Origin of the sequence: Blautia sp. An249, assembly GCF_002159835.1 — a bacterium.
Classification (GTDB): domain Bacteria; phylum Bacillota; class Clostridia; order Lachnospirales; family Lachnospiraceae; genus Blautia_A; species Blautia_A avistercoris.
This window is the reverse complement of the sequence record NZ_NFJL01000002.1, coordinates 239,227-264,103: the sequence shown is the minus strand read 5'-3', so window position 1 is coordinate 264,103 and position 24,877 is coordinate 239,227. Positions and strand designations below refer to the sequence as shown.

Sequence of the window (24,877 nt, the reverse complement as noted above, 5' to 3'; positions counted from 1 at the left end):
AAAAGCAAGTAAATCCCAGAAACTGCCGCACATTCCATGCGCTTAAACCGTTATACATAGTGAGAGGAGGTTTTGAGAGTGTCCATGGACTTAGAAGAACAATATGACAAAATATATCGCTACTGCTATTTCAAGGTTCATCAGCGGGAAACAGCAGAAGATCTTACTCAGGAAACCTTTCTTCGATTTCTTGATAGCAGCGATTATGTGAACACAGGGAAAGCGCTTCAATACTTATACACCATTGCCCGTAATCTCTGCGTTGACGAATACCGAAAGAATAAAACGGAGGTCTTAGACAAGGACGTCGAGGAAGTTGCTGACAATCATTCAGAAACTGACATGATAACACGAATTTCCGTTAAAATGGCTCTGGAGAAACTTGAAGAAGCAGACAGAGAGCTGTTGCTGCTCCGCTATGTGAATGAAGTCCCTGTTTCTGTTATTTGTAAGCTGTACGGTATTTCAAGATTTGCTGTCTATCGCAGACTTTCACAGGCGGCAAAAGGTCTGAAAAGTAAACTTGGAGAGGAGGATTTTACATGAACAAAGAGTTAAAAAATGCGCTGAAAGAGAGTTTCGATATCCCCTTACCGACCCGGAAGAAAGAGTTTTTCCGCAATGTTCCAAAACCGTCAATCAGCAATTTGGAATTTATAGTCACACAGGCGGCGTATATCCGCAAATGGGCCTGGGGGCTTTCTGTCCTGATTTTTACAATTGCTTTCATTGGCGCCGGATGTTTGAAACACGATATGCTCTGGTGTATTTCTGCTTTTATGCCGCTTCTGGCCTTATCTGTCATTACAGAAAGCGGACGTTCCGAGAATTATGGAATGGCTGAATTTGAATTATCCACCCGTTTCTCTCTAAAAAGTGTGGTACTTGCCAGATTGTGTATTCTTGGTGCAGCGAACTTTGCATTGTTTTGTCTGCTTATTCCTTTCGCCTGCATGAACAATAGAACTGGCATCCTGCAAACGGGTGTCTGTATGGCATGTCCATACCTGCTCACTACCTTTGGCGGATTATGGGCAATTCGCAGGTTTCATGGCAAAGAATCAGCCTGCCTTTGTACCGGAATTGCAGTAACTGTCAGTGCGGTTAATCTTTTCGTTTACCAGTCGTTCCCGGCAATTTATGCAGGACAGGGCTTTATTTGGTGGATTACAGCCGTGATACTTTTCGGAATCGGGACGACAAAACAATGCTATCAAGTGGTAAAACAAACGGAGGAATTTGCATGGAACTTATAATTGACAGATTATCAAAGCAGTATAAAAACAAAATTGCAGTTGACCGCATTTCTATAAAACTTGAAAAAGGCGTCCATGGTCTGCTCGGTGCAAATGGGGCAGGAAAAACCACCCTTATGCGAATGATTTGCGGTATTTTAAAACCCACCGGCGGTACCGTCTCTTTTGACGGCATAGATGTCAGCGAAGAAAACTATCGCTCTGTCCTCGGTTATTTGCCGCAGGATTTTGGCTACTATCCGGAATTTACGGGACAGGATTTCCTTTTGTACATGGCAGCATTAAAAGGGATTGCAAAACCGCAGGCAAGACGGCGGACAACCGAATTATTGCAGTTAGTATCCCTGCAGGACGCAGCCAAAAAGAAAATCAAGACCTATTCCGGCGGTATGAAGCAAAGATTAGGGATTGCTCAGGCCCTTCTCAACGAGCCGAAACTGCTTGTACTGGACGAACCGACAGCAGGACTTGACCCTAAAGAGCGTGTTCGTTTCCGTAATCTGATTGATGATTTTGGAAAAGACAGTATTGTGCTTCTGTCCACACATATTGTAGCTGATATTGAACATATTGCCGATGATGTTCTTATGATGAAAGACGGACAACTGATTTATCAGGGGAAATGGACAGATAAATCCGGCGACCTTGAACAATTTTATCTGGAACAGTTTCAGGAGGATAAAAATGAATAAGACCACATTATATGTTTATGAACTTAAAAAGATTGTAAACCGAAAAATTGTATGGATTACCGGGATAATCATGCTGGCGCTGTGTATCTTTTCAGGATTTAGTGCTTTAGTATCCACATCCGTTTATTATGGTGAAACTGAGGTGAGCGGATACGAGGCTTTGAAAATCATTAAACATAGTGCAAAAAGTTTTTCGGGAAGAGTCATTGACGATACTTTGCTTCAGGAAATGCAGGAAGAATATCGAACAGAAGAAACCGGAGAGGTAAGCAATTACTCATCGACAGCACCGATTCGCTTCTATGTACAGCAGATCGTAAATGACAGAGACTTGTTGTCAGACATTAATTCTGATGAATTGTATGCAATTCGGGAAAAGGAAATTTATCAAAACAACACCGACCAAATGCTGACAGAGGAAGAAAACGCCTTTTGGTCAAATAAAGATTCTCAGATTCAAAAGCCATTTGTATATGAATATACAGATGGGTGGAGCAATCTGTGGTTCTGTGCGTATACAATAAATTGCATACTGTTTCTGTTTCTTTCCATCTGTCTTTCCAGTGTTTTTTCAATTGAGCATTTAAGAAAAACGGATGCTGTTATCCTGTGCAGCCGGTACGGAAAAACACGATTATATTTGGCAAAACTTCTTGCAGGAATAACATTTGGCGTCATATCAGCAATCCTGTTTTTTGGAGCAGCGGCGATTTCCAGCATATTCGTGTACGGATCTGACGGTTTTCATGCTGCCTTACAGATTGCGTTTCCCATGTCCTCATGGACAGTGACTGTAGGAGAGTCTGTTTTCATCTTATTGCTTACTTTGACAGTAATATCCGTACTGTATTCCAGTACAATTATGATTTTATCGGAACTGCTGAAAAACAGTGTCGCTGCTATGGCTGTTCCGGTTGGAACTATGATTTTAACAATGATGATAAATATCCCCTATCAATTCCGAATTGCTTCACAAATATACGACCTATTCCCCACAAATCTGCTGGCATCATGGGAGTTATGTGATAACCGGCTCATTCATGTTTTGGGAAAATATTTTACAAACTATCAGATTGCTCCGATTGCGTACCTGATACTCATAGTTTTCTTAACTGTCGCGGGGAAATTTATTTATCAGAAATATCAGGTACATGAAAGATGAGATGTGACCTATTCTTTCCTATTTTTAATCTCATCTGTAACAATAATGAACTTCACTTCCCCGTCCATATTCTCTTCTTTTCCTGAAAATGTCTGGTAAGCATATTCTGGTGAAGTGAGTATATCCAGACGGTCCATAACATCGCCCAGTTTCTCATCTGCCATCGTGGTCAGTTCATGGATGCCCTCATCCTGGAATTTTTTCATTCCATCCCGAAGCGTAGCTGCTCCGTCATCCAACTGTGAGATTCCGGCGCAAACCTGGCTGCTCCCCTCCTGTAAGGACTGCGCTCCAGAGGAAAGAGCCTGGATCCCACTTCCAAGGTCACTGGCTCCGTTTCGCAGGGCACTGCTGTTTGCCGCAAGCTGTCCTGCGCCGGAAGAAAGCTGTCCGCTTAGTTCCTCCAGACCGCTGCTTAATTCCGCTGTGCCTCCCTGGAGTGTCGCTGCTCCCTGAACCACTCCCGGTGCATTCTGTTTTAACTGTTTAGCTCCTGCAAGAAGCTGCTGGTTATTCAGACCCAGTGTACGGAACCCGGCCAACAGATCCTCAATCCCCTGTGCTGCCTGTGGAAAAGACTCCGTCCCCTGATCCAACGCCGCAGCATTCTCTGACAGTTGTCCCACTGCTGTATTCAATCCCTGCATACCAGTATTCAGTTGTCCGATATTTTCTTTTAAGGATGCCTGCATACCTGCCAGTTGTTCCAGACTTTCCGCCTGTCCTTTCATTCCATCCATTTGCTCTTGAAGTGCCCCGGCCTTCATCTGTGCGGTCTCCATGCCGCCAAGCAGGGCCGCACAGGCACTGTCCAACTGACTAAGAGATGCCTGCAGATCTTCGATGCTGACAGATACAGAATCTACCGTCACGCCGGAAACTGAAATCTCTGAAATTCCTCCCGCGTCTGCCGGTACAACAGAGACATCCGAAAGAGAAGCAGCCGCATTCCTGAGGGCATTCGCCTCATCTGCATTCCCTTCTGCTTCCGCTGCATCCGCCTGGCTGTACAAGGAATTCCTTGCCGCATAGATCTGCTCATTTGCCTGGGACTGGGCATCCGCCGCCGCATTGGACGCCTGTTCCTGCAAAAATGCGTTTGCGGACTGTATCTGGCTGTTCACCTCTGTGGTTGCCTGTTCCAATGCGCTGTTCACGATTTCCTGCTCTTTTTCCTGAAGCGAGGTCAGTTGCTGGTTCAGCGCCTCAGCCTGCGTCTGCAGCGCTGTTCCGGCAGACGCGATTTCCTGAATCTGAGCCGCAATCTGGCTGTCTACTGTTTCTTCCAGTGAGGCAGCCCCATCTTTTAAAACCGTTCCCGACTGGGTCAGAGATTCCATATAGGTCAAAAGTTCCTGCATGTCCTCTGAGTCCATAGCCTGATTGAGCTGTTCCATTCCCTGGGACAATTCCCTTACCGCTGTAGCAATGTCTTCCTGGCTGCTTCCTTCTCCGTCCAGCACCTGATAAAGCCGGGTAACTGCCTTCTTAGTCTGATTCAGGCCATTAGACAGGGGTTTCAGGGAGGCTGCACCTTCTGCTAACTGCTGTTCTCCGGCAATATACTGCTCCATGCCCTCAGACAGAGAAACCGTTCCGTCTGCATATTCCCGGATTCCAAGAACCAGCGTATTGACCCCGTCCCTGTACTCCTTTACGCTCCCAGTCAGGACACCTTCATTTCCTAAATACTTCTGAATGCCGTCATTAAGCTGGTCAGCACCGGCGGTATAGCTCCAAATTCCTTCCGACAGAGCTCCGCTTCCGCTCTGCAGGGTTTCAACCCCGCTCTTTAAGGTTTGGATTCCTTCATCAAAGGTCTGATAATTCTCTTTTAGTTTCCCGGCTCCATCCGCTAACTGTCCGGTTCCGTCTACCAGTTCCAGGGATGCATCCTCCAGTTCGTCCAGTGCATCCTCCAGTTTGTTAATACTGTCAATGTTTTCCGTGTCCATATTCTGAAAAATATCCGCGGAAGCAAAGGTATAAGTGGCACCCATAGAGAAGTCCGTCACATCCGCCGTAACTTCCAGACTCTCCGGCAGATCAGGAACTGTTTCTTTTGTTTTATCTAGCCCCAGGCTTTCTTTCATTCCCGGTATCGCATAACCAACTACAATACTTTTATTTCCATCTGAAATCACTTTTCCATTGTCGATTACTACGTTATCAAAATTTTCGTTGGGCAAAATCATCCCTGTCATCATCAGAAACGGACTATAAATCGTTTCCTTCTTTCCATTGATTTTCACTGTCTTTTTTGAATTGTTTTGATAGTCAATCCGAATCTTTAATTTTCCGCTTTTTCCCTTTAACTGCTCCGGAGAGATTTCCTTCCCGTTTAAATAATAAGTAAAGGCTACAGAAACCGGCGCCTCTTTTTGCGACTTGCCTGTATAGTAAATATCTTCGCCGTCTGTTTTCCAGATAATCCGGGAGCCCTTCTTAGTAAAGGTTTCATCTCCTTTTACATTTTCAATATCGGACAGATCGGTTTGATCCTTCAGATTCGGTTGTGAACCTGCATTTTTCAGCCAGTTGGAGACCGTAGTTTCCTTTTTATTTCCGGAAGAATCTGCAGTAATAAAAACAGTCTCATCTTTATTTACTTCTTTTATTTCTGCTGCCTGGGCACAGATGGGGGTGGCGCTGAGCACCATTGCCATACCTGCTGCAGTACATTTAACAAATTTTCGTCTGATTTTCTTATTTCTGTTCATTGCTTAAAACCCCTTTCTTTGCAGCCTTTGATTGCTTTCCTAAAAAGTGAATGGTTGTTTTACAAATAACTTTATCAAATACCAGAAACATAGATGGCAGTACCAGAATTACAGTTACCATACTAATGATTGCGCCCCTCGCCAGAAGTGTGCAGATGGAACTGATGATGTCGATGTCCGAGTATACTGCCACACCATAAGTAGCGGCAAAGAAAGCCAGTCCGCTTGTAAGAATAGACGGCATACTGGTCCGGTGTGCAATAGACACAGCCTCTCTTTTTTCATGCCCGTTCTGCCGTTCCTTCTGATATCTGCTGGTCATAAGGATTGCATAATCCACCGTAGAGCCCAACTGGATTGTTCCAATTACAATGCTCGCCACAAAGGGGAGACTGACACCCTGATAGTATGGAATCCCCATATTTACCATAATGGCAAATTCAATCACCGCCACCAAAATCACCGGGATCGAAACAGATTTGAAAACCAGCATTATAATTACAAAAATTATCAGTACGGAAGCACTGTTTACATTCCGAATATCTGTATCTGTCACCTCCTGAAGATCATAGGTCAGGGGCGCCTCTCCAATCAGCATTGCATCGTCACTATAGCTCTTGATAATTCCATTGAGTTCATCAATCTGAGCATTCACCTCGTAAGTTGCTGATTTGTATTTGGAGCAGATAAATGTCAGGCTGTATTGATCACTTTCAAGCATTCCTTTTATGTCCTCCGGGATGACCGAATCCGGCACTGCGGGACCTATTACAGAGCTCATATTAATAGCCCATTCCACCCCCTCCACCTGTTCCAGTTCATCCAGCATAGCCTGTTTATCTTTTGGATTCATGTCTTTATCAGACATGACCATATGAATTGTGCTGACACCAAATTTATCTTCCAGTTCCCCGGAAGCCACGCTGTTGGGCAGATCATCCGGCAGGCCTTTACTTACATCGTAATAGACCTCTGTATGGTTGTTGCCGTAAATTGCCGGAACAGAAAGAACCAGGAACAGGAGCAGCCATATTTTGTAGTGGCGTATAATGAAAGAAGAAGGCTTCCTCATATCTCCCAGAATCTTCTTATGCTTCGTCTTCTGGATAGGTTTGTCGAAAATCAGAATCATGGAAGGCAAAATTGTGATACAGGAAATCACACCCAGGATCACACCTTTTGCCATAACGATCCCAAGATCCAGACCCAGGGTAAATGACATGAAACACAAAGCGATAAATCCGGCTACCGTGGTCACGGAACTTCCGGTGACAGACTGAAAGGTATTGACAATGGCATACCCCATCGCCCTGACACGGTCGTCCGGATAGTTCCGGCGTTCCTCTTCATAACTGTGGAAAAGAAAAATCGAATAATCCATCGTAACGCCCAGCTGCAAAACTGCCGCCAGCGCTTTTGTAAGATACGAAATCTCCCCTAAAAACACATTGGTCCCAAGGTTATACAGGATTGCCATACCGATACTGAGGAGGAAGAAAACAGGTACCAGAAAAGATTCTGTAGTCAGCAGAAGAATAATAAACGAGAGCAGTACGGCAATGGCAATATAAATGTTTGCCTCTTTCTCTGACATATCCTGGGTATCCTGAATCATTGCCGTCATACCACTGATAAAACACTGATGATCTGCTGCTTTTCGCATTTCTTTAATTGCATGTGTGGCGTTATCTGATGAAGAAGTGTCGTCGAGAAGTACCAGCATCATAGTAGCGTCATCTTTAAAAAACGAATCCCGAATTTCCTTCGGAAGCATTTCCACCGGTACCTGAATGTCCAAAATATCGTCGTACCACAGCACCTCTTTCACATGATCAATATCTTCAAATTTTTCCTCCAGCTTCTGGACATCTTTCATATCCATGTTTTCTATCACGACCATGGAAAACGCACCCATATCAAAATCATCCACCAAGATGTCCTGTCCTTTTACAGTATCCAGATCATCCGGGAGATAAGTAAGCAGGTCGTAATTAATTTTTGTCCTGCTCATACCAATCACAGAAGGAATCAGCAGCAAAACTGCCAGCACAAGGATCAGCACTCTGTGCTTCGCAATCCACTGTCCTGCTTTTATCAAATGAACCACTTCCCTTTTGTTTTTCCAAATCATATCCCTTATCTGTAATCTGAACAATCAATAATTTATTACAATTGTTTAATTTTTCAACATTTGTTTAAAAGTGTTTAATTTTTATATTGCAAAGCAGCATTCTATGTCGTACTATAAACAAAATAGCTCTTGTTTATGATGCAACCGGAAAGTACAAAGGAGTATGTATTTATGAACAGTCGGGAAACCCCTGCCTCCGATCGAATGAAAGAACGGATAGCTGCTTGTCTAAAGTGTTTAATGGAAACCAAACCTCTCACAAAAATCTCCATACGGGAAATTACAGATAACTGTCATATTAACCGCGGCACTTTTTATTATCATTTTCAGGACATTTATTCTGTGGTTAAATGGATTCTGGAAAAAGAAGCCTACAGTTATTTAGACGCATATACCACACTGCTTACCTATGAGGATGCGGTCCGTTTCATTTTGGACTACGCCAGGTCCAATCAATATATTGTAAAATGCGCCCTGGATACTTTTGCCATGGAAGAATTAAAACTTTTTTTCCATAAGGACATCCACCGCACAATTAAAAGCCTTATCTCAGAGATTGCCAGTGACAGACAGGTAAGCGAACATTATCTGGAATTTCTAACTAATTTTTACAGCTATGCACTGGTTAACTTATTGATTGGATGGATTAAGAATGGGATGAAAGAAGACGATGATACCATCGTCAGACAAATCAGAACTGTCGTCTCCGGAACAATAAATCAGGCACTGAAAAATGCCGAAAAAGAACACTGCTAGTAACTAAGCTATAACGCTGCGTCAGAGTCAATAGGGTTTTTGGATTTTATCCAATCCAGCAACGCATTCAGATATGTCTTATCTGTCCAATCGCAGCTTTGTCCGACTGCGCACATCAACGCTTTTTCCCACGGCTCATATGTCGCGGGGTCTTTTTTCGCAACCATTTTCTGGAGCATTTTGCACATTGTTCTGTCGGCAAATGACATCTTTTCCTCGTTCCACGCACCACGACCATAAAAACAAGGAATGTTACTTAAATTTCCACTGAAATTATGTTCATAGATTTGCTTAAAAGCCTGTTCATCAAACGGCGAAGCACCAACACAGAAAACTGCTATGCGTTTGTTTTCCAACTGTTTAATGTGCTTTTTCAAAAATGTCAGACCCGCTATCCCCGAAGCGTAAATACCGCCCGCTAAAATAACAATGTCATATTTAGCAAGGTCTTTTATGTCCGTTTTCTTGATTTCCAAACAAGAAAATTTGATGGTTTCGGTAAGCCAATCCACATATTTTTTTGTTGCGCCATATTTTGATTGATATAAAACTATGCCGTTCACTTAACTTCCTCCTTCTGCTTCTGAAACGCTTCTTCCAAATGCTTAATTCCGTTCATCATCTTAATTGACAAAGAATAATAAATGTCGATTTCATCTTCGCTGAATTCGCTGAAAACAGCTTCGTGAACAAATTTCCCCTTTGCTGTATTCTCTTTGCTGAATTGCCTGCCCTTTTCAGTATAAGAAATGCACAGACTCCTTGCGTCTTCCTTTGATTTTTCAAGTCTGATATAACCCTCCTGTTCAAGTGGGCGCGCCAACTGTTTTACATTTTGACGAGAGCAGCCCATAGCTTTCGCTACCGTTGACAAATCAGGCGGCGTATCAAATGCTTTAAGAACAGACATTAAGAGCCATTGTTTGCATGACATCTCGTTATATCGGTCAAAAACTGAATGAAGCAGATTTTCTTGAATAAACACTCCTGCAAACAGAAGATTTTTCTTCCATTGCAGATTTTTACCCATTTTTTCATATTCCATTTTGTATTCTCCTATAATGCGTAATAAGTTACTATTTCACATTATAGTAACTTATTACGCATTTGTCAAGAATTTCAGACCATTTGCGAGCCGTTCAGAGCGTTCCACTCGTTCATAGAAATGAGACGATTTCTCTGCATTATTATTTTAAGTGTGCATATACTTAAAATAGAGCTAAATTGCGGGATTGACTTTTTGCGTCAGTTTTACTATATTTAGTTCAGTGATCGTGTTACGGAAACTTGCGAAGCCCGTGACCGGGGGAGAACCTGCGGGTCTCCTTAAACTCGGCACGGTTCCTCCGGGGAAAATATATTTTTTTTATCCAGGGATCGCCGGGATGTTCTTTCAGACCGCTGATAAAGTGCAGCAAAAACAATCCGCCAGGATTAAGCACCTTCTTTACGGAGTCGATAAAGAGCTGGTAATTATTTCGCCCAACATGCTCCACCATTCCGACACTTACGACTCTGTCAAATGACTGTCCAAGTTCTGGAAGATCGCGGTAATCCATTAGTTTCACACTCACAAGCTGTTCCAAATGTTCTTCTTTGATTTTTCTCTCAAATTCTGCATATTGTTCTTTGCTAAGTGTAATTCCTACACATCGCACACCGTATTTTTTTGCCGCTTCTATCAGTAAAAATCCCCATCCGCATCCAATGTCAAGAAGGGACATGCCCTCCTGCAGATACAATTTTTTCAGGATATAATCCACTTTATTGACCTGCGCCTGGTAGAGTGTATCATCTTCATGGATAAAATACCCACAGGAGTAGCTCATGGTTTCATCCAGCCATAATTTGTAAAAATCGTTACCGATATCATAGTGACTCTGTACTTCCTTCTGCTGATTTTTCTTTGCGGTGGAAGTGTGCATAATCTTTTTGAGAGCCGATTCATCTGTCGCAAATTTCCCCATCTGCCCCAGAAAATGATCCAGTGCGAAATATAAATCGCCTTCTATTTCCAAATTACCATCCATGTATGCCTCTCCTAAAGCCAACGAGGTGCTGGTCATCAGATTTGACAAAGGAATTGATTTATGCAGGATTACCGTAAACTGCGGCTCCCCGCTGCCAATCACATATTCCTTCTGGTTAATTTTTATTTTAAATGGGTATTGGTCAAATTTTTTCAGATACGATATCAAAACATTTTCTTCTATCATAATTCACCGTGTACACTTTCTATCATTATTTCATATTCATTGATGACTATATTCAGTAACTTACTTGCCCCCTGAGCTTCTCATCTGCATTTTGTTGATATTTTCAGAAATCTTGTTCAGTGAGCGTTCCATTTCTTCCAACTCCCTCCCACCCATCCCTTCACAAAGCAAATCGCTGACACTGCAAAGATATAGTTTTACTTCTAATTCTGCCTCTTTTGCTTTTTTAGTGGGAAGAAGATTCTTTTTTCTGTTGTCCTCTCTATCTACCATCACATCCACATATCCCGCCTTCTTCAGAATCTTTAACGCAGAACAGAGGGATGCCTTTGAGAACCCGGTTTTCTTGCCAAGCACAGTAAGGGTTATCGCACCTTTTGTATTCTTCTTCAATTCAAACATTTCATTCAACAAAAATATCTGAGAATATTTCAAATCACACAGGGCCTCTCCCTGGTTATAATCATAATACGACAGGAAAACATCAATCTGACGGAAGATTCTAAGCACATTCCCTTTGTGCAATTATTTTCACCTCCTTTCTGTCACAGCCCATCATCAGGTACTGCTTTATCATTTATCTTCAAATACGCCTTTAATGGCGGCAACGCATCCGTCCAGACCCAATTTCCCACTGTCCAGAACCAGATCATAATTCTCGTTGTCCGTCCATTTTCTGGCTGTATTGGCATAATAATAATTTGAACGTTTTTTATCAAACCGCCGCATGGCCGTTTCTACCTTTTCTTCGGGAATATGATATTCCACCATAATCCTTGCCTTTTTATCCGCTGTGTTGGACTTGATAAATACATGAAGAACCTGATGTTTTTCTTTTAATGCTTCAGAAGCACAGTGTCCCACAAAAATAGCAGGTCCATATGATGCCAGTTTTGTGATCGCGGCCTGTTCCGCAACAAATATATGACCTTCTTTTGCCAGCATATCGCTTTCTCCGCTTTGTACTCTTCCCAAGACAAAGAATGTATACAAAAGGCTGTTTGTAACCGTTTCTTCATAGCGGTCGATTTCCTCGACCGCTATGTTATATTCCTTCGCAACAAACTCAAGGATTTCCTTTCCATAACAGGGAATCCCACATTCTTCTGCTACTCTTCTGGCAATTTCCGTTCCGCCGCTGCCGTATTCTCTTTCTATCGTTATATACTTGTATCGCATAGAATTCCCTCCTTAAGACGCCTGTTCAAACTGACTGTTATACAGATCTGCATAAAAGCCTTTCTTTTTCATCAACTGGTCATGGTTTCCACTTTCTATCACATCACCATCCTTTAAAACAAGGATCAGATCTGCATTTTTAATCGTGGATAACCGATGAGCAATAATGAAAGATGTACGGCCTTTCATCAATTCATCCATTGCATTCTGAATCTGCAGCTCCGTCCTGGTATCTACGGAACTTGTCGCTTCATCCAGGATCAGCATCGGTTTATCTGCAATCATGGCACGGGCAATGGTAAGCTGCTGTTTCTGCCCTTGTGAAAGATTTACCTGGTCATTCAAAACTGTGTCATAGCCTTTTGGCAAGGTTCGGATAAAATGATCCAGTCCCACGGACTTGCAGGCATTTCTCATCTTTTCCTCCGATACATCCGGGGTGCAGTAAACCAGATTTTCACGGACGGTTCCTTCAAATAGCCAGGTATCCTGCAGAACCATGCAGAACATGGAATGGACATCTTCCCGTTTCATCTTATCGGTAGGTACACCATCGATTTTAATTTTTCCACCCTGAATGTCGTAAAAACGCATCAGCAAATTCACGATTGTTGTCTTTCCTGCTCCAGTAGGACCTACGATAGCAATTTTCTGTCCCGGCTTCACTTTAGCTGAAAAATCTTTAATGATTACTTTGTCAGAATCATATCCAAATCGAACATGTTCAAAATCCACTCGTCCCTGGGCTTTCTTGATCAGCGCCGGTTTATCACTCTCATCCTCCATTTCTTCCGCATCCAGAAAATCAAAGACACGTTCACCGGCTGCTGTTGCCGACTGCAGGGACTGTGCTCCCTGGGCAATCTGTGACAAAGGTTGGGTAAACTGACGTACATACATCATAAACGCTACAATCACACCAAAGGTAATCGTTCCGTTTTTCGCAAGAACCGCACCGGCTACACAAACAGCCACATAAGCGAAGTTTCCGATAAAGGACATAATCGGCATCATCAAGCCGGAAAGACACTGAGATTTAAAACCAGATACTCTCAGATTTTCATTCATCTTATCAAATGTTCTTTTTGCCTCTGCTTCTCCGTTATAAGCCTTAACTACCGTATGTCCAGCATAAATTTCTTCTATGTGCCCATTGATCTCTCCGAGGGCTTTCTGCTGACTGGTAAAATATTTCTGGCTTCGGCTCATGATTATCATCATCAGAGCAAATCCAATCAAGGAAGAAATCACTGCAGTTACAGCCATGATCCAGTTAGTAGCAAACATCATCACCAGAGAACCCACCAACAATGCCACAGATGAAACCAGTGTACCAACGCTTTGATTTAATGACTGTCCAAGAGTATCCACATCATTTGTTACGCGAGATAAAATATCTCCTGTGGATGTCCTGCCATAGTAGGACATGGGAAGCCTGTTGATTTTTGTGGATATATCGCTGCGCAGACGTTTAGAAATTTTCTGCGAAACGGTTGCCATGATGATGCCCTGTCCGCTGGAAAGAACAGCACTAAGTACATAAAAAACAATCAGTAATATAGCAATCCCGATAACTCCATCCATATCAATCTTTGGTTCGACCATATCATAAATGGAAGCTGGCAGTTCATCCAACATATTCAGCATTGCATCCGAGTCGTCGGAGTCCATTTCAGAAAATAATTCCATCATTTCTATCTGGTCTTCTCCGGGGATCACGTTTCCATCCACTGTAATATCTGTATAAAGGGCACTCTTTACACTTTCCGGCAGGTTGTTTACTGCCTGCATAGCCGCCTCATTGTCGTTCATATCCAGTCCACTGAACAGGGATACGGTTTCCATCTGATCCTCTGCCGATATTGTCGAGCCATTTACTTCTATTTCCTCCGGCACAGCATTCGGATCTGATAAATTAGCAGATATGGCTCCCATAACCGTTTCCATATTGACCGACATATTTTCTGAAATTTCTCCTGATATTTCTTCCAGCTTTTCTGTATTAGGTGTAATGCCTTCTGTAATGATGTCAGTCATATCGGAGAGCTTATCCGGACCAATGATTGTAAATACAGTACCGGCAACGGCAAAAATCAGCGCAAGGATAACCGGAATCCAATACTTCTTGCCGTATCGCAGTAATTTTCCCCATGTACCTTTTGAGTTTTGCGCTTTTTCCGTACTGCCACTCATTCCCGGCGCAGAAGGTCCTTCCTGTTTTCCATACTGGTTTTGACCCATTTTATATTCTTCTTTTGCCATTATGCCAATTCCTCCTTTGAAAGTTGTGAATAGGCGATCTGCCTGTATACTTCGCAGTTCTTCATCAGTTCCTCGTGAGTCCCAATTCCGGCAACCCGGCCTTCATCCAAAACCACAATTCGGTCAGCATCACGGATGGTTCCAATACGTTGAGCTACAATCAACTTCGTAGCGTCCGCACAATCCTTTTTCAGTGCCTGCCGCAGTATACGGTCTGTTTTGTAATCCAGTGCGGAAAAAGAATCGTCAAAAATAAAGATTTCCGGATGGCGGCAAATAGCACGTGCAATCGAAAGCCTCTGTTTCTGTCCACCGGAAAGGTTGGAGCCTCCCTGGGCGATATATCCATCGTATCCATCCTCCATCTTTTCCACAAATTCAGCAGCCTGTGCCGTATATACGGACTCTACAACATCATCACCCGATACAGTACCTCGTCCATTGTCTCCGTATGCCACATTGGATTTTACTGTTCCAGAGAACAGGATTGCTTTCTGCGAGACGTAACCGATCTTGTTACGGAGCTCCTGTTGTGTATAATCCCTGACATCTACACCATCCACCAGGACTTCCCCTTCTGTGGCATCGTAAAATCTGGGAACAAGGTTGATTACCGTACTCTTACCACTTCCGGTTGAACCGATAAATGCCACGGTTTCCCCTTTTTTCGCTTTAAAAGAAATATTGTGCAGTACATACTCTTCTGCGTCCGGATAGCGGAAACTTACATTCTTAAATTCAATTTCGCCTTCGTGGGAAGCATCCGGCTTTTTCCCATTTCCATCCAAAATACACTGCTTTGTGTCAAGAACCTCTATAATACGCTTTGCTGATACAGATGCACGCGGCAGCATAATAAATATCATTACCAGCATCATAAAGGCCATAACCACTTGAATTGCATAATTGGAAAATACAACCATGTCCGAAAAATAAGTCATCTTTGCCGCCATTCCCGCATTGGTTATCAAAATGGCTCCAATCCAGTAAATGGCCAGAGACAGTCCATTCATTACCAACTGCATCCCCGGCATCAGGAAGGACATCACACGGTTGGCAAACAGATTTGTCCCCGTCAGTTCCTCGTTTGCATGCTCAAATTTATTCATCTGATAGTTTTCTGCATTATAAGCTCTGACAACATTTAACCCTGTCAGATTTTCACGGGTAACACGGTTTAGATTATCTGTAAGTTTCTGGATAATCTTAAATTTCGGCATCGCAAGGCTAATACAGATGCCCACGATAAACAGCATGATTACAACTGAAATTGCTGTAGCTGTCGTCCACTGCCAACTCTTTCCTGCAATTTTTACAATCGCCCAGATTGCAGTGACAGGTGCTTTAATAATAGACTGTAAGCCCATAACCACGAACATCTGAATCTGAGTCACATCATTGGTAGAACGAGTAATCAAACTGGCGGTGGAGAATCCCCCGATCTCCTGCATGGAAAATGACTGTACCTTGTCAAACAATTTTTCCCGGAGGATTGCAGCCAGATTAGCGGCAATTTTGGATGCAAAGTACGCAACTACCACCGAGGATACCAAACTTCCTAATGCACATAGGAGCATTTTGCCTCCTGCGGTGAGAATATCTCCCATTGCACTGCCATCTGTCCGTACCAGAACTGTAATTTCTGACATATAGTCTGGCATTTTCAGATCCAGCCACACCTGTATGACGATAAACACAGCACTGTACAGGACGAAGAGCCATTCTTTTTTTGTCATGTTTTTCAAAATTCGTAACATACACAGTTTCCTTTCTTAGTAGATTTTTGTTCCTGTTCAGACCAGCCTCAAACACTTGCTGTTTGAGGCGTGAGAACATGATACTAGGATTTTTTAGAGCTCTGACGAGATTATAAAAAAGAAACATTAAGTGAATCTAAACAACAAAAAAAGAATCTTCGCCTGCCTGTGACAAAGATTCCTCTTTTTCTTCTATTCTTATTTTTGCTATTACTCGCAAGGTAATTTTACTGTAAATGTCGTCTGTTCTTCTGTACTATCCACCCATACCTCCCCATCATGCAATTCCACGATACGCCTAACGATTGCAAGGCCAATTCCATTTCCCTGTGAAGTATGGGAAGTATCCCCTTGATAGAATTTCTGGAAAATGCGCTCTTTTTCTTCTTCTTTGATCGGCGCACCTCCATTGGAAACCATTACCATAATGCTGTCTGCGTTCCGGGTTACTGACACTCCTATAGCACCCCCACTGGGTGAAAACTTAATTGCATTGTCTATCAAATTAATCCAAACCTGTTTTAGCATCTCCTGGTTTCCATGAATCTGATATTCTTCAAAATCAGCAGAAATCTCCAGTTCTTTCTCTAACCATTTTCGTTCCAACAGTAAAATACTTTCCCGGAGCTGCTCCGACACATTGTATTCTGAAACATCTGTCAGGATATTCTGGTTCTCCAGTTTGGTTAAATCCAGCACTTTCGTTGCCATATCCGCAAGGCGGGAAGATTCTGCCGAGATAATGTCAATATACTCTTTCTTCTTTTCTTCCGGCAGTGAGCCTTTTTGCAGAAGCCTGGCAAATCCTTTTATGGAAACAAGCGGAGTTTTAAATTCGTGGGAAAAATTATTGACGAAATCGGAGCGCAGCATCTCTGTATTTTGCAGTTCCTCTGCCAGAATATTAAAACTTTCCTCTAAATCTTTACCCACTTTAGGTACGTTCATAGATAATCTTGTATCATAGTTTCCGGCAGCAAGAGAATTCAACGCATATATCAGTTTATAGACTGGTCTCATTGGTATTTTGCCCAAAAAAACAGAGATAATCGTACCCACTATAATACTGGCAACCGCAATCGTCAACAATAATGCTCCAAGGTTAGGAACAACTATAATACCTGCATTTGCCAGGAAATAAACAGCGATTCCCACCACCATCATTGTAATCATCAATATGCAGAATACAATGATGGTAAAAATCACAGTAATTGCAAAACGTGGTGGCTCCTTTGGTTTTCTCATACGTTCTTCACCGCCTTATACCCTAGTCCTCGTACCGATTGTATGGTAAATTCCGGCCATCCTTCAAACCGTTTCCTAAGCCTTGCAATGTGAACGGTCACCGTTTCCCATCCTGTATCACTCTCTGCTCCCCATATCTCATCCATTAGCTGAATTCGGGTAAAGATACGCCCCGGCTCTGACAGCAGTTTAAACAGCAGCATAAATTCTTTTTGAGGCAGTTCTTCGACTGCCCCATCTTTTGTAACGGTCAGCGCATCATAGTCCAGAATTACCGTTCCAATCTGAAGCCGACGCTCACTGACAATCTTTGCCCTGCGCAGAAGATTTTTAATCCGCAGTAACATTTCTTCCTCATCCACCGGCTTTGACATATAATCATCAATTCCCAGACGATACCCCTTTTTCCGATCTGCCGGGAGCTGCTTTGCGGAAACCATCAAAATGGGAAGATCATTCTGGCATTCCCGCAGCACTTTTGTAAATTCATATCCGTCCATATTTGGCATCATAATATCCAAAATCACAAGATCAATATGCTCTTTATCCATGACCTCCAATGCCGCATTACCATCTGCGGCTGTTGAAACCGTGTAGTTCTCTTCTTCCAAGATTTCTTTCATTAAAATCCGTATATTTTTATCATCATCCACAACAAGGATATGAAACATAATCCTGGCCTCCTTCTTTTCTCATTTTAGCTAAAATTTCAAACGGATTCAACCACGGATGGTTCTTCTTTTAATAGCTCCATGAACTCTGAGCCATTGATGTTCTCTTTCTCCAACAGGCGGGCAGAGATTCTTTCCAACGCATGGCTGTTTTCTTTCAGCAGTCTTACCGCCTCATCCTGGCACTGTTCTATAATCTGACGGACCGCTTCATCTGCTTCTGTATTTGTTTGTTCAGAGCAGGTGGAAACATTTCGTCCATCCAAATACTGACTCTGTGTACTTTGCAGGCCCATAGAACCAAAACGCTCGCTCATTCCGTACTGCGTGACCATTTTCCTTGCCTGCTCCGTAGCCCGCTCAATATCATTGGTAGCGCCTGTTGTTGTCGTTCCAAACCTCACAATTTCCGCTGCCCTTCCACCCAGCAGTGTGGTAATCTGGGCCATCAGTTCTTCTTGTGTCAATAAATACCTTTCCTCTTCTGGTGTATTCATCGTAAATCCTAAAGCCCCCATTGTCCGCGGAACAATCGTAATTTTCTGCACAGGCTGCGAATTTTTCTGGAGCGCAGATACTAACGCATGTCCGACTTCATGGTAGGCCACCATTTCCCGTTCTTTTGTATTTAGTACCCGATCTTTCTTTTCTTTACCTGCGAAAACTGTTTCAACAGATTCCAATAAATCCTGCTGTGTAACAGCCCGCCTTCCAAGTCTCACAGCCAGCAGTGCCGCTTCATTAACAATATTAGCAAGGTCAGCGCCACTTGCCCCGCTGGTAACCAGAGCAACCTTATGAAAATCCACATCAGAGGACAAAGATACTTTTTTCCCATGAACCTTCAAGATATTTTCTCGTCCGGGAAGATCCGGTTTCTCCACAATAATGCGACGGTCAAATCGTCCAGGGCGCAGCAGAGCCTGATCCAATACTTCCGGACGGTTGGTTGCCGCCAATACGATAATCCCGCCATTCACTTCAAACCCGTCCATTTCTGCTAAAAGCTGATTCAAAGTCTGCTCCCGCTCATCGTTGCTTCCAAACTGATTATCTCTCTTCTTTCCAATAGCATCTATTTCATCAATAAAAATAATACAAGGTGTGTTTTTCTTGGCAGTCTGGAACAAGTCACGTACACGGCTTGCACCTACCCCCACATACATTTCCACAAATTCTGAACCAGTAAGATGATAAAAAGGCACTCCAGCCTCCCCAGCGACCGCTTTTGCCAGTAATGTTTTTCCTGTACCAGGAGGGCCGACCAACAACGCACCCTTGGGCTGCTGGGCACCAATCATACGATATTTTTCCGGATTTTTCAAATAGTCTACCATTTCTTCCAGGCTCTCTTTTGCCTCATCCTGTCCGGCTACATCTTTAAATGTAACCCCCGTAGACTTTTCTACGGTATACATCTTTGCTTTTGATTTTCCAATATTGCCAAGACCTCCAGTCAGACCACCCATAAGTCCGCCGCCATCGTTGTTGCTCATTCGTTTCATCAGTGTTCTCATAATCAGGAAATAAACCAAATACATCAGTACCATAGGCATCAGCCAGCTTGCCACTGCTGAAAATGTGGATGTCTGTTCCGGTATTTCCTCATAGATTTTCACACCACCTTCTCGCAATGTAGCTACAAGAGATGGGTCGTCCACTCTTCCGGTGTAAAAAACTATGCTGTCAGAATAATTGAATACACCTCTACTTGTGTTTCTGTAACCATTTGGTATTCCATCTTCACCTAACACTTCTGAAACATCTTCTGCTTCTACTTCGTCTCGTAACGTAATCTGAATCTGGTCATCATCCATTTGTACTTTATCCACCATAGATTCATCTACCAAATCCAGGAACTGGTCATATGAGATTTGCAACTGCTTTGTCTGGTTCATCCTGCCCATAAAAAGATTTAGGAAAAATGTCAGCAGGAAAAAAATCACTATAACAATCCCCCAGGATGGCCCCTGCCTCTGATCTTTTGATGACGATTTGTTTTCGTTCATATATGGTATCCTCCATTTCCTTATCCAGAGCTATTTGTTCATCCAAATAATCTCCCTGATTCGTACAGTTCTCTACTGTTGCTGTAATCATATATGAACATTCTAAACTGAATCTAAACGGTCTTTTATTTCCCTTACTAAATATCTGAATAGAATTGAAGAAAAATCTTAAAGTCATCATTTTTAAGTCTTTCCACCACATACCGTAGCCACTCGTCCGGTGTAGGAATATCTCCGGCACAGGGAATCTTCCTCCACTGAGCCCTCTTCTCCAAATCTGAATCATTCCACCCTTTTTTTATGCGGGCTGATATAATCGCCCTCATTTCTTCAACCGTAATATTTCTTTCACGAGCCAACCTTTCAGCAGGGGTTAATCCCCCGTTTGATTTCCGTTTTTTGTGCGCAGCACCCCACGCCCGTTCCCCAGCCAGTTGGCTGTAGAGATTTTGACCGCCCTGCCCATAAATTTTTTATGAACTAGGTTGAATTTCTCCTAGTTTTAGATATAATAAAAGTAAAGAATGAAAAGTCCAGCGGTGATATGCTTATGGATATGGAAAGCACCTGATTAACAGAATCGTTAACCGTCTTAGGGAGGCGGTAGGAACTCCGGGCGGCTTTCTGGATGGCTTTCGCCACGGAATCCGGGTCAGGGAAACGGTTTTTCCCTTTTTCCATAATGAATTCCGTGAGCTGATGTAAGTCCATGTTTGCTAACGTCTCAGCCGATTCAAAGGATTCATAGACGGCTAAGGCAGTCGTACTGAAGGTATCGGAAAATACCTTCTCCTGCGTCATCGTAGAATACTTCTTAAACAGCTGGTTCAAAAAACGCTGTTTTTCCCTGGTAAGATTTCGGACAGCGAAGAACCGGGCCCTTGTGAGGTTTTTAAGGGCGGCATAGCGGTAGTCGTCCAGATAGACCTCTTTGTTGATTCTACCGAAGCGCAGGCAGTCAGCAATGACAAAGGAGTCCACATAGTCATTCTTGGGCAGGTCGTTGTAAGAAAGCTTGAACTTATTGACCTGTTTTGGGTTGAGGACATGGATCTTCTTGTTATACGGCGCAAGAGAGGCGTCATCCCTTAAGAAGCAGACGAGATTGTCGCCATAGACGGAGGTTGCCTCCAGACCGATGACAACGTCGGTAAGGGATTCCGAAGTGATAGCTGAAAGGATGCGTTTTACAAGCTGCCGGGAACCATCCCGGGAGTTGGGAACTGAGAAGCTGCTGTGTTTGGAACCATCGGGCTTCATCAGATAGGCCACGTTGGATTTGCTGCTCACATCAATACCGACATAAAGGGGGCTCATAGAATCACCTTCTTTCGTAAATGGATTAGCGGTCAATCGGCTTGGCAATACCCATGATCATGGAGCATCAACACCCTCGCAATATTAGAATTCGGTCGGAGACGGGCAGATGCGACCCCCACTGCAAAAGGGGCACCCATGAACTCCAACAAACAGCCAGCTGGTTTGAAGTTAACATCCATGTCAGGGGAACAGACTTTGTATGAAGTAACCACAGAGGTTCAACAGGAGGCGGAAGAACTATTGCCTGATTGACACAGGGTCAATTATACCATGGGTATAACCAAACCGATTGAGCCTATTTATTCAGTTATCAAAGAACTAAGTAACTATTAACTATAAACTTATTATACGAGGAGGCTTCGTTATGAACATCAATACCAAAAACCTTGTTTCCATCACCGATGCGAACCAGAACTTCTCGAAGGTGGCTCGCCTTGTAGATGAAAATGGTTCCGTCATCATCTTGAAGAACAATGTTCCCCGGTACCTTGTCATGGAATTTGGCGCTGCCGAACAGGAACAACTTGCCGACGACGAAGATGTCATGGCTATTTCCAAACGTCTCATTGAAAAGAACCGGCAGGCTTACGAGGTGCTTGCCAAATGATCCGGCTTTCCAAACCTCAGATCCTCCTGCTGCATGAACAGCTTCTGGAAGCGACCGGAGGCTCTTCCGGTCTGCGTGACGAGGGGATGCTGGACTCCGCACTGAATGCGCCGTTCCAGACCTTCGGCGGAGAAGATGTCTATCCCTCCATCCAGCAGAAAGCCACCCGTCTCTGCTTTGGTCTGGTTAAGAATCATCCCTTCGTGGACGGAAATAAACGGATCGGCGCTCATGCCATGCTGGTGTTTCTCGCCTTAAACGGAATTGAACTGGAGTACACACAAACTGAGCTATCCGATGTGATCCTCCGACTGGCCGCAGGGGAGATTCCTTCTTCCGGGCTATTGGAGTGGATACTCACCCACCAAACCTAAAGCAAAGCCATCTCATCCTAAGTGGGGTGGCTTTTGTTGTGCCAGCAGTCGCCACGCTCCGCATGGATTCTCACATGACACTCTTTGCAAAGGGAAACCAGGTTGCTCTCATTGATATTGTCAATATTAGTTGACACATTTTTCTCAAGGATATCACTGACTATGCTGCCAGTTCCAAATCCTCATAATACTTCCTGCGTTTTATCATAGGAGGAAGCCCGCCATTGGCAGAGCAAATCCTCCGATTTCATAGCCTCCCGGTCTGCCTTTGTAATTCCGTTCGGTTTTCGTTTTGGTCGATGGCTCAGGCCAATCTGCTCCATAACCCGGTATACGGTTCTCTTGCTGGGAATTGATACCCCCTCCGGCTGCTTCAGGCACAGCGCCTGATACATTCGGAGCCGTCCGTAAGTATCGTTACATTCATCCTCGCTGGCAATCTCTTTCATGGCATCCACCAGATTCTGGTATTTCCAGGGACGGTCTTTGTTTGCAAGATATTGATAGAAGCCTTGCCGACTGACACCAAGCATCCGGCAGTAAAATGAAATTTTTCCGGTCATTTTGCCGTCCTCTGTTTTCAAAGCCAGAAAGATCATTCTCTGGTTTTTGCTGACTTCCGACGGCTGGCGGCGAAAAAAGCACTGGCTTCCTCCAAAAATTCGTTTTCTTCCTTCAGGCGGCGGATTTCTTTCTCCTGCTCTTTAACCCGCTTACGCAGCATGGTAATCTCTTCTGACAGGCTCATTGCGCTAGCAGGGGTATGAGAACCTTCCCCAATATCCAACTTACCAGCTCTTACGGCTTTGAGCCATGTATGCATGGTTCCTTCATGGATTCCCAGTTCTTTATACTTAGTCTGTTGCGAGATACAGTTTTTTGATAAATTAAGCACACCATGTAAGCAAAAAACGGGCACGACAGCACTTCCTCAATACCGCCGTAGTTTTTCAGAATATAATGAGTAAACGCAAAGAAGCGGCGGCTCTGAAAATCAAAGCCACCGCTTCATAAACGCATGAAAATATCTGCTGTACGACGGCTTTTTTTCTTTTGCCGTCGTCCGGCAATTCATATCAGATGTTCAATATTTCCCGACTGTATCTCGGATATATGTTGCGTAATACGCTCTTTAGACCAATCCCACCATTTTATTTTTAGCAAAGTGTCAATCGTATCTTGTGAAAAGCGCTTTCTTATCGTCTGCGCTGGTATACCGCCAACGATTGTATAAGGTGGAACATCTTTCGTAACAACTGCGCGCGTTCCGATAATTGCACCGTCACCAATCGTAACGCCTGATAAAATGACCGCTTCATAACCAATCCAAACATCATTCCCGACAACAATATTCCCCTTGTTATCCCATGCTTTCGTAATATTCTTTACATCTAATCCCCATTCTTCAAAAAAGATAGGAAATGGGTAGGTTGACAAAGAAGATAACGTATGATTTGCGCTATTGAAAATAAATTTTGCTCCGCATGCTATGGAACAAAATTTTCCAATTATCAGTTTATCTTTATTAACTGGATATTGGTACAAAACATTGTTCTTTTCAAAATCTTTTGGTTCTCTGACAAAATCGTTATATATCGTATAATCTCCAACTGTGATATTAGGATTGGTAATAACATTTTGCAGATAAACCGTTTCTTTATCCTTTGAACGAGGATAGATTTTCTGCTGCATGACTACTCCTTTCCTGCTCCGCTGACGGAAACACAAACTTTGTAATATGTTCAAAGTGGTTATTTTCTGCATAATATACTGCCTGTTCTTTCGCAGAGTAAACAAATGAAACTCTGGTAGCCCATTCACCCTCTTGCTGAACAGCATGAAGCAATGAAAATGCGTCAGAGATTGAAAAATCATTTTTATAGCTGTCTAATAATTGCAGGGCTCTTTCATATCGGTCATCACCCTGCACAATAAAATTTTTTGTACTTTCCGGCTTCATCAAAGAGTAATTCGTTATCAAAGAATATCTTTTATATTCTTCCCAGTACCCAATCCCAGGCTCGATTATCAACACGTGCCCATGAACATCTGATAACATCGCCTGCATTGTAGCGTCCGGCGCATAGGTAATCTTTTTTGACTTTACAATTTGAAGCACTTCGTCAAAAGAAAGCTGTGCTTTGATAAACTGCTCCGTCAAATCTGCAATCGTCATACAGTTTTGGCTGTCTTGATATGTTCCGGCAGGGTTTCCATGTACATATAGCAACGTCCCAACATTTCCATTTTTATTCACTCCATGATAAGAATGGTACGTTCCATCTGGTCGCAAAATTCCGATATAGAAACGCTCCTTTTCTTCAATCACTTTATGTTTCCATACAGAGAGGTCAATATCAAAATTGAACCCTGTAATCATATCATCTCCACGATAAACAAATCTGGTACACATAACATTCACCTTTCATAAAACTTTCTTATGTTTTTCTTTTATTTTACCGCCATTATGGTAGTGTTTCTATACACCATACAGTACAAATCAATCTGTATAAAATAAGA

The 24,877-nt window shown here is 43.1% G+C and carries 23 protein-coding genes and 2 pseudogenes; 7 read left to right on the top strand and 18 right to left on the bottom strand.

The window, feature by feature from the left end:
• Positions 1-84: 84 nt before the first annotated feature.
• Genes B5F53_RS03150 through B5F53_RS03135 form a run of 4 tightly spaced genes read left to right on the top strand, consistent with a single transcriptional unit; the run spans position 85 to position 3,110 of the window.
• On the top strand, positions 85-546 hold the full coding sequence (locus B5F53_RS03150; protein ID WP_204246896.1) for an RNA polymerase sigma factor: 462 nt from the start codon (positions 85-87) through the stop codon (positions 544-546).
• Entirely contained in the window at positions 543-1,256 is a 714-nt protein-coding gene (locus B5F53_RS03145) for a hypothetical protein (RefSeq protein ID WP_087219599.1), read from the top strand. The genes B5F53_RS03150 and B5F53_RS03145 overlap by 4 nt, the downstream gene beginning before the upstream one ends.
• Positions 1,244-1,948, top strand: a complete 705-nt coding sequence (locus B5F53_RS03140; protein ID WP_087219596.1) for an ABC transporter ATP-binding protein — start codon at positions 1,244-1,246, stop codon at positions 1,946-1,948. The genes B5F53_RS03145 and B5F53_RS03140 overlap by 13 nt, the downstream gene beginning before the upstream one ends.
• Positions 1,941-3,110: an ABC transporter permease subunit gene (locus B5F53_RS03135; protein WP_087219593.1), complete on the top strand. Its 1,170-nt coding sequence runs from the start codon at positions 1,941-1,943 to the stop codon at positions 3,108-3,110. The genes B5F53_RS03140 and B5F53_RS03135 overlap by 8 nt, the downstream gene beginning before the upstream one ends.
• An 8-nt stretch (positions 3,111-3,118) precedes the next feature.
• Here B5F53_RS03135 and B5F53_RS03130 read toward each other — a convergent pair whose 3' ends face one another.
• Together B5F53_RS03130 and B5F53_RS03125 are read right to left on the bottom strand one after the other, a co-directional pair.
• Positions 3,119-5,830 (bottom strand): hypothetical protein, encoded by a 2,712-nt coding sequence (locus tag B5F53_RS03130; protein WP_087219590.1) that lies wholly within the window; start codon positions 5,828-5,830, stop codon positions 3,119-3,121.
• Positions 5,817-7,928 carry an efflux RND transporter permease subunit gene (locus B5F53_RS03125; protein ID WP_087219587.1) on the bottom strand — a complete coding sequence of 704 codons (2,112 nt, stop codon included), beginning with the start codon at positions 7,926-7,928 and terminating at the stop codon, positions 5,817-5,819. Before B5F53_RS03125 ends, B5F53_RS03130 begins: the two co-directional genes overlap by 14 nt.
• Positions 7,929-8,132: 204 nt before the next feature.
• Between B5F53_RS03125 and B5F53_RS03120 the strand changes: the two genes are divergently transcribed.
• Complete coding sequence (locus tag B5F53_RS03120) at positions 8,133-8,717, top strand: TetR-like C-terminal domain-containing protein (protein ID WP_087219584.1); 585 nt, start codon at positions 8,133-8,135, stop codon at positions 8,715-8,717.
• Between the two features lie 8 nt (positions 8,718-8,725).
• Here the strand turns inward: B5F53_RS03120 and B5F53_RS03115 are convergent, their stop codons facing one another.
• From B5F53_RS03115 to B5F53_RS03060, 12 genes and pseudogenes are all read right to left on the bottom strand, one after another.
• Complete coding sequence (locus tag B5F53_RS03115) at positions 8,726-9,280, bottom strand: flavodoxin domain-containing protein (protein WP_087219581.1); 555 nt, start codon at positions 9,278-9,280, stop codon at positions 8,726-8,728.
• The gene (locus B5F53_RS03110) at positions 9,277-9,762 is read right to left on the bottom strand and encodes a MarR family winged helix-turn-helix transcriptional regulator (protein ID WP_087219578.1); all 486 of its coding nucleotides are present in this window, start codon (positions 9,760-9,762) and stop codon (positions 9,277-9,279) included. The genes B5F53_RS03115 and B5F53_RS03110 overlap by 4 nt, the downstream gene beginning before the upstream one ends.
• Before the next feature lie 279 nt (positions 9,763-10,041).
• Positions 10,042-10,933: pseudogene (locus B5F53_RS03105) on the bottom strand (class I SAM-dependent methyltransferase); the annotation flags it as partial.
• A 60-nt stretch (positions 10,934-10,993) separates the two neighbouring features.
• The gene (locus tag B5F53_RS03100) at positions 10,994-11,458 is read right to left on the bottom strand and encodes a MarR family winged helix-turn-helix transcriptional regulator (protein ID WP_087219575.1); all 465 of its coding nucleotides are present in this window, start codon (positions 11,456-11,458) and stop codon (positions 10,994-10,996) included.
• 48 nt (positions 11,459-11,506) lie between these two features.
• Positions 11,507-12,112 carry a cytidylate kinase-like family protein gene (locus B5F53_RS03095; RefSeq protein WP_087219571.1) on the bottom strand — a complete coding sequence of 202 codons (606 nt, stop codon included), beginning with the start codon at positions 12,110-12,112 and terminating at the stop codon, positions 11,507-11,509.
• A gap of 12 nt (positions 12,113-12,124) precedes the next feature.
• Positions 12,125-14,374 (bottom strand): ABC transporter ATP-binding protein, encoded by a 2,250-nt coding sequence (locus tag B5F53_RS03090; protein WP_242970224.1) that lies wholly within the window; start codon positions 14,372-14,374, stop codon positions 12,125-12,127.
• Complete coding sequence (locus B5F53_RS03085) at positions 14,374-16,131, bottom strand: ABC transporter ATP-binding protein (protein WP_087219568.1); 1,758 nt, start codon at positions 16,129-16,131, stop codon at positions 14,374-14,376. Before B5F53_RS03085 ends, B5F53_RS03090 begins: the two co-directional genes overlap by 1 nt.
• Before the next feature lie 210 nt (positions 16,132-16,341).
• A complete protein-coding gene (locus B5F53_RS03080) occupies positions 16,342-17,376 on the bottom strand; it encodes a HAMP domain-containing sensor histidine kinase (protein ID WP_087219565.1) in 1,035 nt (344 codons plus the stop codon).
• On the bottom strand, positions 17,373-18,047 hold the full coding sequence (locus B5F53_RS03075) for a response regulator transcription factor (RefSeq protein ID WP_087219562.1): 675 nt from the start codon (positions 18,045-18,047) through the stop codon (positions 17,373-17,375). The genes B5F53_RS03080 and B5F53_RS03075 overlap by 4 nt, the downstream gene beginning before the upstream one ends.
• Positions 18,048-18,085: 38 nt before the next feature.
• Entirely contained in the window at positions 18,086-19,993 is a 1,908-nt protein-coding gene (ftsH, locus tag B5F53_RS03070) for an ATP-dependent zinc metalloprotease FtsH (RefSeq protein WP_442856284.1), read from the bottom strand.
• Positions 19,911-20,342, bottom strand: coding sequence for a hypothetical protein (locus tag B5F53_RS20245; RefSeq protein WP_242970222.1), 432 nt, complete (start codon positions 20,340-20,342; stop codon positions 19,911-19,913). Before B5F53_RS20245 ends, ftsH begins: the two co-directional genes overlap by 83 nt.
• Before the next feature lie 194 nt (positions 20,343-20,536).
• Entirely contained in the window at positions 20,537-21,373 is an 837-nt protein-coding gene (locus B5F53_RS03060) for an IS110 family transposase (protein ID WP_242970221.1), read from the bottom strand.
• Between the two features lie 367 nt (positions 21,374-21,740).
• On the opposite strand from B5F53_RS03060, the gene B5F53_RS03055 reads away from it, so the two are divergent.
• Together B5F53_RS03055 and B5F53_RS03050 are read left to right on the top strand one after the other, a co-directional pair.
• Positions 21,741-21,983 (top strand): type II toxin-antitoxin system Phd/YefM family antitoxin, encoded by a 243-nt coding sequence (locus B5F53_RS03055; protein WP_087219552.1) that lies wholly within the window; start codon positions 21,741-21,743, stop codon positions 21,981-21,983.
• Positions 21,980-22,357 (top strand): type II toxin-antitoxin system death-on-curing family toxin, encoded by a 378-nt coding sequence (locus B5F53_RS03050; RefSeq protein ID WP_087219550.1) that lies wholly within the window; start codon positions 21,980-21,982, stop codon positions 22,355-22,357. The genes B5F53_RS03055 and B5F53_RS03050 overlap by 4 nt, the downstream gene beginning before the upstream one ends.
• Before the next feature lie 230 nt (positions 22,358-22,587).
• Here B5F53_RS03050 and B5F53_RS03045 read toward each other — a convergent pair.
• The 4 genes and pseudogenes from B5F53_RS03045 to B5F53_RS03030 all read right to left on the bottom strand — a co-directional run.
• Positions 22,588-22,956, bottom strand: a pseudogene (locus tag B5F53_RS03045) (IS3 family transposase); the annotation flags it as partial.
• The gene (locus tag B5F53_RS03040; protein ID WP_087219547.1) at positions 22,953-23,276 is read right to left on the bottom strand and encodes a transposase; all 324 of its coding nucleotides are present in this window, start codon (positions 23,274-23,276) and stop codon (positions 22,953-22,955) included. The pseudogene B5F53_RS03045 and the gene B5F53_RS03040, both read right to left, overlap by 4 nt.
• A 152-nt stretch (positions 23,277-23,428) precedes the next feature.
• On the bottom strand, positions 23,429-24,049 hold the full coding sequence (locus B5F53_RS03035; protein ID WP_087219544.1) for a CatB-related O-acetyltransferase: 621 nt from the start codon (positions 24,047-24,049) through the stop codon (positions 23,429-23,431).
• On the bottom strand, positions 24,015-24,770 hold the full coding sequence (locus tag B5F53_RS03030; RefSeq protein WP_087219541.1) for a conjugal transfer protein: 756 nt from the start codon (positions 24,768-24,770) through the stop codon (positions 24,015-24,017). Before B5F53_RS03030 ends, B5F53_RS03035 begins: the two co-directional genes overlap by 35 nt.
• Between the last annotated feature and the right edge of the window lie 107 nt (positions 24,771-24,877).